This window comes from Bacteroides sp. NSJ-39 (assembly GCF_014287315.1).
GTDB classification, from domain to species: Bacteria; Bacteroidota; Bacteroidia; order Bacteroidales; family Bacteroidaceae; genus Bacteroides; species Bacteroides finegoldii.
In genome coordinates, this window is the sequence record NZ_JACOOB010000002.1 from 1 (window position 1) to 14,478 (window position 14,478).

Consider the following 14,478-nt stretch of genomic DNA (forward strand, 5'->3'; position numbering starts at 1 on the left):
AGGAGGGACGCAACTCACGGATACTGATGCCGTGACGGGAAAGCCAAAGACACATACCATGGTAGTTTACATGTCGTTCACGGCAATAACTACGAAGAGTTAAGGCAGGAGAAGAACATAAACAGGATTTATAATCCGATAAGGTACGGGTATACAAATCATGTGCAGTCATAAGATGTGGTTTTTTATTATGACGCAAAGCTAAAAGGAAAAATTAAGATAGAAAATATGGCATCGCCGAGACGCTTACGATTTCTTGTCAGTATGTGCTGTCGCTGGATTTAAGTTATAAACGATACTGTCCCTTTAAAAAGAAAAAAGGGTGTCTTGCAACCTTGATTTGAATTAGAAAGTTGATTATTATTAAATAATCGTTATCTTTGTATTAAACAACCAATTATAGTTGAATAAAATGAATTCTTTACGTTATATCTTGTCAATCATATCCTTTTTATTATCCACTTGGGGGTATGCTAATAAGGAAATAGATTCATTACTCAATGTTTTGGATCATGATATTAGTAATTATAGTATATATGAGAAAAACAAGAAAGAACGTGTAGAAAACCTAAAATCTACAACTGTTGCCCCTAATTCAATAGACCGCTACGCTTTGAACTTCTCAATTTATAATGAATATAAGACATATAGTTCAGATTCTGCATTTCATTATCTATACAAGAATTTGGCTTTAGCAAAACATTTACACAATTTTACTTGTGAGGTTGAGACTTTATTGGAAGAAGTATATTTGCTAACTTGTGTAGGAATGTATCTAGAAGCCAAAGATATGTTATCAAAGATAGACCGTTCCACGCTTCCTTCTTCTCTCTTAGGGAGATATTATATGTATTGCAAACGCTTGTTTTTTGAAACGGGAGTAAGTTTACCTAGAAACAAGCACACTTCGTTATATTATCGAAATATAGGTTTAACATACCGGGATTCCATACTACAAGTATTATCTCCTACCGATGATGCCTATTTGTCAGAAAAGATGTTTCAAGCCAAAGAAATAAGAGATTACCAAAAAGCCTTATATTGGAATGACAAACGTATGGAATCGGCTACATTTGGTACATCTTTTTATGCTTTAGTTACTTATGACCGATCTGGCATTTTGAAAACAATGGGCAAAGATGATGAGTCTTTATATTATCTTATTCTTTCAGCTATTTCAGACGTACGTTCAGCCATAAAGGAACAGTCTTCAATTATGAATTTGGCACAAATAATGTATGAAAGAGGAGATATCACTCGTGCAAATACTTATATCAATTTTTCATGGAGCGTAACTGAAGCATATAAAACCCGTATGAGAAACTGGAGGCATATCATACCCTATTCTATGATTAATAGTCGTTTTCAAGATATAATAAGCAAGCAAAATGAGAAACTTCAGTTTTATTTATTATTAATTACGTTATTAACATTTCTGTCAGGAATAACACTAATTTATGTTTATCGCCAAATGATAAACCTGAAGGTGGCTAAAGAAAGACAACAAGGTTTAAACAAAGACTTAACAGTTGCCAATAATAAACTGGAAGAAATTAACAATAATTTTAAAAAAGCTAATTTAGAACTTTTAGACAGTAATAATATTAAAGAAGTATATATCTCCCGTTTTTTTAAACTATGTTCCACTTATGTAGATCGTATGCACAACTTTCGTAAGCAAGTTAATAAGAAGTTGCTCAAGAAAGAGTATTCCGACTTGATGAAAATGACCTCATGTGCCAGCGATCTACTTGTCACGGAGCAACAAGAATTATATGAGCATTTTGATTCGGCGTTTCTACACATATTTCCCAATTTTGTAGCTTCTGTAAATAATCTACTTCTTCCCGGTGAACAATTTATACTGAAAGAAGGAGAGTTGCTAAATACTGAACTTCGCATCTGTGCATTGATTCGCTTGGGTTTTGTAAAGAGTGCCCAGATTGCCGAATTATTACATTATTCTCCAACTACCATCTACAATTACCGAACACGTTTACGCGAAAAAGCACTATCACGAGATGTTTTCGAAGAAAAAGTGATGCAAATCCAATAACAATAGCGTTACAAAACAATTACAAGAGTATCATAGAGATTTTCTGCCAGAAAAAGAGTCTACTATCTGCGACTATATTCTCTACTTTCTTAGTTTATGTAATGTTATATAATTTTCTGAAAATAAGATATTTATATGCTTATAAATGCTTTAAAATCTACTTCTTTCAATTTTACCGATTTAACGTTTATTCTTTATGATTAATTTTACTACCGCAAATGAAAAGATCATTTGTATTGTAATTGTTAATCATAAAGTATAACGCTAATGAAAAAAAATCATTTGATTTCCTTGTCCAATAACAAAAGGACAACTATTAAAATGTTTGTGATGAATTGCTGCTGTTGGATATTGCTATTATATGTAGGTAGTATCTTGACAGCATGTTCGGACGAGGATTCTGTAAAAAAGAATCCGTATCTTTCCACATGTACAAGAGCTATGCTGAAGGAAGCAGTAGAAGTCAGGTTTCTGAATCTTGATAAGAATACCAACATTCATATTGATTTCGGAGATGGAACTATAAAAGAAGGTATGTCTACCGATGTAATAACACATAAATATACCCAAAGCGGAGATTATACCATGAATGTTACGGCAGGAGAACATAAAATCCAGAAGCGGATAAGGGTTTACAACTTGTTAGCTTTAACTGAAGCGATGAAACAGTTTAAAGATCCTAATTATAAAAAAGTATGGGTTATGACTCACCGGGCGCACACAACCGATTTAACCATTCCCGAAAACTCGATTCCTTCAGTATCTGCGGCTATTAAATCAGGTGCGGAAATCATAGAATGTGATACCCATGTAACCAAAGATGGTGTAGTTGTCGTATGCCATGATCAAACACTCAATGCGACCACTAATGGGAGTGGTGATATTACAAAGATGACTTTTGAAGAAATACAGAAATATAACTTAAAAGATAGGAACGGAAATTTAACAGATGAAAAAATTCCAACTTTAGAAGCTTTTTTGAAAGCCGGTCGTGGAAAAATATATTTTAATTTAGATTATTCCCCTCGTACTGCATCTACCAAACAAGTCTTTGATATCGTTAAAAAATTAGAAATGACGGAGTCGGTACTCTTTTACTGCAATAGTGAACAGAAAGTAAAAGAAGTATTGGATTTAGACCAAGATGCGCATGCGTATCCATGGGTCGGTGCACATAAAGCTTTGGTTGGCTTACCGGGAACTTACTTCATTCAAGGCAGTTATATGACAAATGGTAAGAGTACTGATGTATCCGAGGGCATAGCAGATGGTATGATTGTTTCTATCGGTATGCTTGCCTGGACAGGCAGCGATGTCTCTGAATATGAATTGAATGAAACATATCTAGAGGATTTGCTTGCCATTTTCCCGGATGTAAAAATGATTATGACAGATGTTCCCAAGGAACTCATCAAAGCTTTGAAACAACGAGGAAAACGTTAACCTTATGTCTTATACTAAAATTATAATATTTTTATGATCAATAAATTACACAGCTTATATTGTTGCATGTTAGTTTTAATAGTCACATTTTGGAGTGGAATAGATACGTATGCAACAACTGTAAAAATGCAACAAGACCAGAAAGTAAAAGGAATTGTTGTAGATGAAAAAGGCGAAGTTATAATAGGGGCCACAATTCAAGTGATTGATTCACAGGAAAGAACTGTAACAAATATAGATGGCGAATTCACCATTCCAGTTTCTTCGAATGGGCATCTTTCAGTTTCATACATTGGTTATGAAACCCAGAAAATAGCAATAGGAAAACAAAAGCAGTTGCGTATTGTCCTGAAGGAAGAGAACACTGTCTTAAACGAAGTGGTAGTTGTCGGTTATGGCACAATGAAACGGAAAGAAATGACTTCTGCTATTTCACACGTCAGTGCTAAAGACTTGAATCAAATATCAAGCTTGGATGCATCAATGTTATTGCAGGGAAAAGTTTCTAGTGTGTCTGTATCCAACACAGCCTTGGCAAACCCTAACAGTACGGGCAGTATTCAAATACGTGGCATATCATCACGCAATGCAAGTCTCAGTCCGCTCATTGTGATTGATGGTATACCTGGAGGTGATTTAACTAACATCAATCCTGCAGATATTGAATCGATTGATGTACTGAAAGATGGAGCAGCGTCAGCTATTTACGGTACTCGTGGTAGTAACGGTGTTGTTTTGGTTAATCTTAAGAAAGGTACTAAAGATGGAAGGATTCATACTACTTATAGTACATCTGTTACTTTCAATAAAGTAAAAAATGAGTTAGATATCATGAATGCGGAACAATACCGGGCATATTGTATACCATCTAATCCTCTGAATGATTTAGGTGCTAGTACAGATTGGTTTGATGAAATTACGCGTTTAGGGGTCACACATATGCATACCCTAACACTATCTGGAGGTACTGCTCGTACCAACTACCGTCTGACAGCTGACTATCGGAACGCGGAAGGAGTAGACCTTCGCTCTGATCGCCGGGAGTATGGTGCACGTGCAAGCATAAATCATACAACGAAAGATGGACTTTTTACATTTTCAGCCAACATTAGTCCTCGTGATATCAAACGCCAAGTTGCGGCTAATGTTTTTACAGGAGCTATCCAAAATAATCCAACAGTACCTGTTTATGATTCAAAAGAAAAAAATGGGTATTATCGCTTTCCTTCAGGTAGCGGGTTATATAACATTGTTGAACGACTTAAAGAAGAGCAGGATGATACAGAAATTGACATTTTGGAGTGGAATGCTTCTGCAGGCGTCAATTTACTTCCGCTATTTAACCCCAAAAACCCGGATATGGTGCTAAAATCTCAAATAACAGTATCGCAATATAAGGTGGACAAATTAATTGGCACATTCACCCCCTCCACTTATGGTCCGAATGTGAATGCGGGAATAGATGGCAAGGCGAAACGTTCTTTTGCTAAAAGTTCGAATACAAACCTTGAATGGATAACGAATTTTTCCACCCGGATAAAGAATCACCAGATTCGTGCGATGGTGGGATACAGTTATATGTACGGTGTCAGTCAAGGATTTGATGCCGAAAACTGGAATTTTGATTCGGATGCTTTAGGATATAACAATTTAGGAGCGGGTTTATACGCCTCCATAGAAGGAAAAACAATGATGGAATCATCCAAAAGTGATCACAAATTAATCTCTTTCTTCGGGCGTGTTAACTATGACTGGAAAGAACGGTATATGCTAACTTTCTCTTTACGGCATGAAGGCTCTTCCCGCTTTGGTAAAAATCATAAATGGGGAAATTTCCCGGCATTTTCGTTAGGTTGGCGTATTTCGGATGAAAAGTTTATGGATTCAATTTCCTGGATTGACGATCTAAAAATACGTTATGACTATGGTCTGACTGGTAATCAGGAAATTGGTAATTATAAATCACTGGCAACCTATAAAGCTTTTGGATGGTATCAATATAATGGAAATAGTTTCCATGTATGGGGACCAAGCAAAAACGTTAATTCTGAGCTTAGATGGGAACAGGGACGCAATCAAAATATTGGATTGGATTTTTCCTTGTTTAAGAACAAAATCAGCGGTTCGCTCAACTATTATATCCGTAAGCAGGAAGATTTACTGGGGAGCTACAATGTTCCTACACCGCCCAACTTGTATAGTACTATTTATGCCAATGTAGGAACATTGCGTAATACAGGATTTGAATTTGATATTACGGCAAATCTTATTAAAATGAAGGACTTTACATGGAATATGACTGTGGTTGGTGCAACAAACAACAACAAGTTTGTCAGCTTCTCTAATGACATTTACAAAGGACAGAGCTATTATTCAACCTGTGAAATGGCAAATCCGAATAATCCGGGGTATTTGCAGCGGATTGAGGAAGGCCAACGAATAGGTAACTATTTTACTTACCGTTATGCTGGTGTAGACAAAGAGGGAGATTGGATGGTGTATAATAAGGAGGGTAAAGCTATTCCTATTGCAGAGGCAACTGAAGATGATAAAAGTATTACAGGTAATGGTCTGCCTAAATTTACTGGCTCAATGACCCATAACTTCGTTTATAAAAATTTTGATTTGACCATTGCATTACGTGGAGCATGTGGATTTGATATCTTTAATGTACATGATTTTTATTATGGTTTGCAAAGTGGAACAACTAATCTATTAACTACAGCCTTTTCAAAGAATGCACATATTAAAAAAGGAATTAATATATTGAGTGACTATTTTATTGAACCGGGAGATTATTTGAAAATTGATAATATTACATTGGGATATACACTTGATATAAAGAAAAAGTACATAGATAGGATTCGTGTCTTTGGTACTGCTAACAATCTGTATACATTTACAAAATTCTCTGGAGTAGATCCTTCGACCTATCAGGTAAATGGTTTAACTCCTGGAACCTTTGGAGGCAATGCAAACTATTATCCATCTGCTTTCCAATTCATTTTGGGTTTGCAAGTTAACTTTTAAAATAAGGACTGTATGAAAAAAATAAAAAATATCATTAAATTAGGACTTATAGCTATTACGGTATGTAGTTTCTCATCGTGTACTGATTTGGATGAAACAGTATATAGCTCTGTAATGTCTGATAATTATTATAGAACAAAGCAAGATATTATCAATGCTGTATTTCGCCCATTTGAAGGAATTTATTCCACTGTAAGTCAGGCAAATTGGAGCGAAGAATGTTGTGCAGATCAATTAATAACCCCTAGCCGTGGAACATGGTGGGTGGATGGTGGTGTATGGGCTAAGTTTCATCGTCATCAGTACGATGATTTAGTTGAAGCACGTTGGAACCAAGAATGGAATAGCATTTATTTGACGATTGCTCAAGCTAATGTTATTTTAGATGACTTAAATCGTTTATCTCCAGATCACTTTGGAATCACAGGAGAAGAATGGGATGGCTTCAAAGGACAATTACGCTGTATTCGTGCTTATCAATATTTACGCTTACTTAATGCCTATCGCTATGTCGTACTTTGCACGTCTTCCGATCAAGCTATAAATAAATTGCCCGAGAATCAGAAACAGGTTGAGCCGAAAGTTTTGTTCAATTTTATAGAAAAAGAATTGACGGACTGTTTATCCATTCTACCTATTAAAAATGGTCAATCAGGTAATGGCATACAACAGGGACAATGTACTAAAGCATTTGCCGCAGGACTATTAGTACGTTTGTACTTGAATGCAGAAAAATGGATTGGTGAAGCAAAGTGGAGTACTTGTGAAGAGATGTGTGCTCGCATCACAAAGGGAGATTTTGGACATTATGCAGTTGCTCAAAATTGGTATGAAGCTTTTGATTGGAACAATGATACATCCAATGAAGTAATATTTGCATTTCCTTCTTCATATGGGATGAATCATTGGCATATGCTTCAAAACCATCGTACGGTATACGGACGTAGTATGCCTTATGGGTCTGCCAATTATTTGGATATTGAAGGAGACGGTGAACGAAATCCACAGTTTGCTCTTTCCCCAAGTTATGACAATCAAAATCCGCCTCAATTATTTACTTATGAGCTGGGTATGGTAACACAGAAGTTCCTGAAATATCCAGGAGATGTACGTTACAAACAATATAAAAACACGAGTAATAAGTCACGCGAAGGAATGTTTTTCTTGGAAGGAAGAATTCCCAATGCACGAATGAATGGTGGATATGCTTATGATCCATTTAATCAATACGTTATCTATTTAAGAGATCAGGTCGGACGTTTTGAAGGAAAAGCTCCGGAAGGAATCATCTCTAATCCCAATTATGCAGAATCTAAATATGAAAATGGGGATTTTAATTCAGGGTTATATTGTGTGAAATATCCATTTTATTCATTCTCCGGTGGATATTTTGCTGAGCCGGATTATACCATTATGCGTTTGCCCGAAATCATATATTCCCAAGCAGAATGTTTAATTCGTTTGAACAGAGTAGATGAAGCGGGAAAATTGTTGAACAGTGTTCGTAAACGCAATTATGAAAATTTCAATGTAGATATTGCTTATAAGCCTGAAGGTAATGTAGAACTCGATTTAAAAGAAATGTTGGATGAATGGGGACGTGAATTCTTAAATGAAACTCGTCGTCGCACAGATCTCATACGTTTTGGACGTTTTCAAGAAGAATGGTGGGATAAGCCCCGAGACAAAGATGATCATTATGAATTATTCCCCATTCCTCAAAAAGTTTTGGAACAAAACAAATATTTGAAACAAAATCCGGGCTATCCGGATATCATTCGTTGACACAAGAAAATATATCAGTTGAACATTAAAAAAGAAGATGCAATGAAAAAGATATTATTTATATTCTCATATTTGGTAATGATAACTTGTGCCTTGCTTATAAATCAAGCTTGCCAAGAGAACTATGAAATGGTGGATCCTCCATTGATTACAGGAACAGATGACTTAGATGAAGAAGTGATTATACCGGAAGACTTGGAATGTTATTATGTCTCTCCAAGTGGAAAGGGGAATCTTGATGGTAGCTCGTGGGACAATGCAATGAGTGCAGATTATTTTCGAGATTTGCTAAGTGCAAGCAGCAATGCAGATATCACAAACGAAAAAGCAGAAAGACTGGATGGGAAAAACCTCTATTTGGCTGCAGGCGAATATGAATTGGTTAAAAATGATGCTGGAATAAAAATGGATTACACTAGTTACAACAGCTCTGTAGATATTTATATAGAAGGCGGCTATGATCCAGAGAGCACCGGTGGCGATTTAAGCAAAAGGGATACCAAACGTTTTATCACATCATTGACACGAAATACGGATAGCAATGCAGGCAAAACTACCAATTCAGTTTTTCAATTGGGCAATCAAATGAACTTATACTTCAATGGTTGTGTGTTCGATGGAAAATATGACAAGGAAACAGATGGAGCTGTGAGAGCATTTTATTCTAATGGCATTAACACCTCGTTATACTTAACAGATTGTGTAATCAAGAATTTTAATGTAGAAAAAGCAGTGACCACTCGTGGTGGAGCTATCTTTATCAACCGAGGTGAGGTCTTTATGAATAATGTAGAAATATATAATAACATTGCCGGAGATCGTGGAGGGGCCTTGATGGTAGCAAATGGTAATTGTCAATTATTTATGAATGCATGTACCTTGTATGAAAACTATGTCACAGGTCAGTGGAGTACGGCGATTCATACAGGTGGCAAGGCTATTATGTGTATGAATAATACAACTATCTGGGGAGCGGCTGGCAATGACGACAGAAACATTGTTGTTAATGGGGACGGTTATTTTTTATTTGCGAATACAACTATTATAGGTAACGAAAAAAATAATTATGGTGTACTTAGAAGTCCTAGTTATTCTGCAGTTTTAGTAAATTCTCTATTTAGCAAAGGGAAAGGAACTCGAACAATTTACCTCGATAAGTCTTCCTATCTTTCCAAAGGCTACAATGTCTACCAAGCAGCTGATCAAGGCTGGGGAGCTACAGAGAAAGACACTGATTATAGCGATGTCCAAATGCCGGAGCCAGAACTTACAGATGGCGTTTACCAATGGAATGTATCAGAAGAAAAAATTAAAAATTTTGCTACTATACAAGAAGTAATAGACGTTGTAAGAGATTTCAAAGTAGACGATAAGGCAATAGGAGTTAATTTTTTGGAATGGTGTGGTGAATCAGCTTTCAGTATTGATGGGCGTGGCAAATCCCGTAATGTAGAGAAAATGCAGGCAGGCGCATACGATGCCGGGCTATAGTTAAACCAAATTAGGGCGTATAATTCGAAATACGCCCTTTCACATCATATAATCAACAAAAATCATGCAAAGAATTATTTTATCATTCATAATTACCTTATTATCGACTCAATTTTATGCACAAAATCGAGTGAGCCAAATTCGCGAGCAATTAATGTCTCGTTCTACTAACAGTGTATTGGTTGTTGCTCACAGAGGCGATTGGCGCAATTTTCCTGAGAACTCTCTTGAAGGAATTGAAAATGCAATAAAAATGGGAGTAGATATCGTAGAATTAGATGTGCAACGAACCCAAGATGGAGTCCTTATTTTAATGCACGATGAAACTTTGAATCGTACGACAACCGGAAAGGGAAAGGTGTCAGAGGTTACAATGGATTACATATCAAACTTATACCTTCGAAATGGCTGTGCAATTCGAACAAAACACAAAGTTCCAACTTTGGAGGAAGCATTACTGTTAACCAAGGGGAGAATTATGATAAATCTCGACAAGGCTGATCGTTACTTTGATGAAGTTTACGCTTTATTAAAAAAGACGGGAACCGTCAATCAGGTTATAATGAAAGGAGGTAAATCTGTAGAACAAGTCAAAGGACAATATGAGAAATATCTCTGTGAAATCATCTATATGCCTATTGTGAGCTTGGATAAACTTAATGCGGAACAACAAATAGAACAGTTTTGTAAGGATATTAATCCTGTTGCTTTCGAACTATTGTTTATAAAAGGCAACAACGAGTTGCCTAAAAAAATTCCTGCTATGTTGAAAGGAAAATCTTTGATTTGGTATAATACACTATGGGACACGATGGCAGGTGGACATGATGACGACCTTTCACTATCAAATCCAGATGCAGGTTATGGATATTTGATAGATAAATTAGGAGCACGCATCATCCAAACCGACCGCCCAGCCTATTTATTACAATATCTTCGAAAAAGAAAATTACATAAGTAATGGGCGTTGATTTGATTTATTAATAGTGAGATGAAATAAAAGAGAACTATGAGTAAGGTAATTAATATATCATTGATATTATGTACATTCATGGTTGTAATAGGTTGTGAGCTGTCAAATAGGAAAGCTCCAGTCTCTGTGTCGTGGCAAGTGAGTGTACCAGATATAAACAAGAGTAATAACAATGAACATAGGTTTGTTATTAAAAACATATCCAACACTCCTCTTAGTCGCAATTGGAGCCTTTTTTATTCCCAGTTTCCAATGAAAAGTTGCAAGCAACAATCAAATATGGTAAAGGTAGAGAATGTGAAAGGAACATTTCACCGTATTTCTCCTAAAGAAAATTACAAACTTTTAAATCCAGGTGATTCTATTATACTAATTATAAGTGGACGCGGAGAAATGCCGGGATACTCAATGAAACCAGAAGGAGTTTATTGGGTAGATGAGTCTCATAGCTCGACTCCATTACCTGTAGAATTAGTCACTCGTTCGCTACCATTTATATACTCAAAAAATGAAAAAGCTATCCAAGTGTATAAAGACAACAAACGTATAGAGAGTGCAATGAAGCATGCAAATGGTATAGAAGTGATACCTGCAGTGAAACACGTATCATACTCTCAGTCATATCTGAAACTAAAGAATGTAATACATATTGTTGCCCATCCGGATTTTCATACGGAAGTAGCCATAATGAAAGACAAATTAGCTTCCCTGTATGCGATTGTAGAAGACTCTCTATCAGAAGTCCAATTGACACTAGACTACTTGCAGCAGAAAGAAAATGCCGTCAACGAAGAATATTATGAATTGAATGTAACAAACGATAAAATACATATTTCAGCAATAACTCCGCACGGTATCTTCAATGGAATACAAACTTTCTTGTCCTTATTGAAAGGGCAGGAGGCCCCTTATTCCATAAAATCTGTTTTCATCAAGGACTATCCGGATTTTTCCTATAGAGGACATATGCAAGATGTAGCACGTAACTTCATAGGGATAACTGATTTAAAGAAATTAATAGATATATTGTCTTCTTATAAACTAAATGTTTTTCGTTTTCATTTTTCAGATGATGAAGGATGGCGCCTACAAATTCCAGGGTTAGAGGAATTGACGGAAATAGCCTCTCGCAGGGGACATACTTATGATGAATCCGAATGTTTGTATCCTGCATATAATGGGGATTTCGATTATCAGTCAGAGACATCAGGTAATGGCTTTTATTCTCGTGATGAATTTATTGACTTGCTTCGATATGCAGCTGATCGGCATGTGTCAATAATCCCGGAGATTGAATCTCCGGGACATGCCCGTGCTGCCATTGTTGCCATGAAGGCCCGTTATGAGAGATATCTTGAGACAGATCCTATTAAAGCACATGAATACCTATTGAACGACATTCACGATGCTTCCCATTATGTGTCGGCACAAGGGTATTCGGACAATGTAATGAATGTAGCGATGCCTTCTACTTATCGTTTTATGAAAAAAGTGATACAAGAACTTCAACTTATGTATGAAGAAGCTGGTGTACCATTAAAATCTATCCATATAGGTGGAGATGAAGTTGCCGAAGGTGCTTGGCAAGGATCTCCAATTTGCAAAGATTTCATGCTGGAATATAGTATGACCGATGTACAAGAACTATCTGATTATTTTATAATGAGGATCGTCGATTTTTTAAAAGAACAAAAAATACCTTTTTCAGGTTGGCAAGAGGTTGTTCTAGGACATGATGAAATCTCCGAGCGGTATTTAACTGATAATGCTTTTGGCATTTCCTGTTGGCGAACCTCTGCCAATAATCATTCGGATGAATTAATCTATAAGTTTGCCAATAAAGGGTATCCTGTTATTTTGAGTAATGCCACTAATTTTTATCTCGATCTGGCGTATGATGCACATCCAGATGAACCAGGACATAATTGGAATGGATACGTTGATGAATCAAAATCCTTCGCTCTACTTCCCTATTGCATCTACCGCTCAATACGTACTCACCTCCTCGCTAATCAAAAACAAGAGGAAAAAACATCTTTGACAGCCGAAGGACGTAAAAACATTAAAGGAGTAGAATCTGCCTTGTGGAGTGAAACTATTCGCAATTACAAAGGAGTTGAATATTATTTATTTCCTAAAATTATGGGGCTTGCCGAACGTGGATGGCACTCTTCTCCCATATGGGAACCTATGACAGGCATAGACGAGCAGCTTGCTTTTGAAAAGGATCTGGCATTTTATTACAAGCGTATATCCCAAAAAGAAATCCCTTATTGGGATAAAATGAATATAAACTATAGGCTACCTTTTCCAGGTTTATATATTGACAAAGATGGTTTCTTATTTGCAAACACTCCTATTTTGGGTGGAGAAATCCACTATACCACTGACGGGAAAGAGCCTACTAAAAATTCCAAGATTTGGAATAAGCCAGTGAAGTGCAGGACAAATGAAGTTAAAGCCAAGCTTTTTGTAGGAAACAAAAAGAGTGTAACAGTGAGCATGAATTCCCAATTTAATTAGGTAATCATATTTTATATATGAAAAGACATATTTTGATTCTATTTGCTTTTTATGCTGGTTTATGGCTACAAGCGGCCAATGAAGAAAACATAGTTTATACAAATGCCAGCAATTTACAATTAATTGGTAAAGCTACTGTGGAAGGAGATTTTTTTCATCGCATTGACACAGCTCATTATCAAAATCTACCATCGACTGTAAAACAACTGTATACTTATTCGGCGGGACTTGCCATTGCTTTTAAAACAAATAGTTCAGTGATAAAGGTGAAATGGAGAGTGCCTAATAAAAAACAAAATGCCAATATGACTCCCATTATGCAAAAAGGACTTGATTTATACATTAGAAAAGATGGAATATGGCAGTATGCAGGGGTCGGCATTCCCCAAGGCATAGATTCATCTTCTATATTAGCAGAAAATATGGATGAATCAGAAAAAGAATGTTTGATATATTTACCTTTATATGATGAAATTACACATTTAGAGATAGGAGTATCAAAAAAATCCTATTTGAAAAAAATGGATAATCCATTTAAAGGAAAAATCATTGTTTATGGGTCGAGTATTACCCAAGGAGCATCTGCCAGTAGACCTGGGCTGGCTTACCCGTCTCAACTATCACGTAGTAGTGGATATCAGTTTATTAATATGGGGTTAAGTGGAAATGGCAAGATGGAATTACCTGTTGCAAAAATGTTATCCCAAATAAATGATGTTGATGCTTTTATTTTGGATTGTATTCCCAATCCTTCAGTCGATGAGATATGTGATAGAACTATCAATTTCATAAAAACGATCCGTGACAAACATACCGATGCTCCCATAATTGTCATTCAGTCCGTTACTCGTGAGAAAGGGAATTTTAACATGAAAATATGTAAGATGGTAAAAGAACAAAATAGAGCAATAGAAGATCAAATACACATCCTTCACAAACTCGGTTTTAAAAACTTATACTTAATAAAAGAAAATCATTTTCTAGGAACAGATCATGAGGGTACTGTTGATGGTGTTCATCCTAGCGATTTAGGGTTTGAACGAATGTTGGAGAAAATCAAGCCTGCCTTGGCTGAAATTTTAGATATTAAATTTAGGAAGTAAATTTATTGGCTAATAATTTAATGGGACAATGCCACAAATTGAATACATAAAAAGCTTCCTGCCGCTAAAATATT

The 14,478-nt window shown here is 36.1% G+C and carries 8 protein-coding genes; all 8 read left to right on the plus strand.

Features of this window, described 5'->3' with window-relative positions:
- The first annotated feature begins 412 nt into the window (after positions 1-412).
- Positions 413-2,056, plus strand: coding sequence for a DUF6377 domain-containing protein (locus H8S63_RS02855; protein WP_022274926.1), 1,644 nt, complete (start codon positions 413-415; stop codon positions 2,054-2,056).
- Positions 2,057-2,497: 441 nt separating this feature from the next.
- Positions 2,498-3,499: a glycerophosphodiester phosphodiesterase family protein gene (locus H8S63_RS02860; protein ID WP_370527598.1), complete on the plus strand. Its 1,002-nt coding sequence runs from the start codon at positions 2,498-2,500 to the stop codon at positions 3,497-3,499.
- 126 nt (positions 3,500-3,625) lie between these two features.
- On the plus strand, positions 3,626-6,529 hold the full coding sequence (locus H8S63_RS02865) for a SusC/RagA family TonB-linked outer membrane protein (protein ID WP_370527599.1): 2,904 nt from the start codon (positions 3,626-3,628) through the stop codon (positions 6,527-6,529).
- A 12-nt stretch (positions 6,530-6,541) separates the two neighbouring features.
- Complete coding sequence (locus H8S63_RS02870) at positions 6,542-8,314, plus strand: RagB/SusD family nutrient uptake outer membrane protein (protein WP_186925689.1); 1,773 nt, start codon at positions 6,542-6,544, stop codon at positions 8,312-8,314.
- A 42-nt stretch (positions 8,315-8,356) separates the two neighbouring features.
- Entirely contained in the window at positions 8,357-9,805 is a 1,449-nt protein-coding gene (locus tag H8S63_RS02875) for a hypothetical protein (protein WP_022274922.1), read from the plus strand.
- Positions 9,806-9,869: 64 nt separating this feature from the next.
- Positions 9,870-10,766 carry a glycerophosphodiester phosphodiesterase family protein gene (locus H8S63_RS02880; protein WP_022274921.1) on the plus strand — a complete coding sequence of 299 codons (897 nt, stop codon included), beginning with the start codon at positions 9,870-9,872 and terminating at the stop codon, positions 10,764-10,766.
- Positions 10,767-10,814: 48 nt separating this feature from the next.
- Positions 10,815-13,301 (plus strand): family 20 glycosylhydrolase, encoded by a 2,487-nt coding sequence (locus tag H8S63_RS02885; RefSeq protein WP_186925690.1) that lies wholly within the window; start codon positions 10,815-10,817, stop codon positions 13,299-13,301.
- 17 nt (positions 13,302-13,318) lie between these two features.
- Entirely contained in the window at positions 13,319-14,404 is a 1,086-nt protein-coding gene (locus tag H8S63_RS02890; protein WP_186925691.1) for an SGNH/GDSL hydrolase family protein, read from the plus strand.
- Positions 14,405-14,478 lie beyond the last annotated feature (74 nt).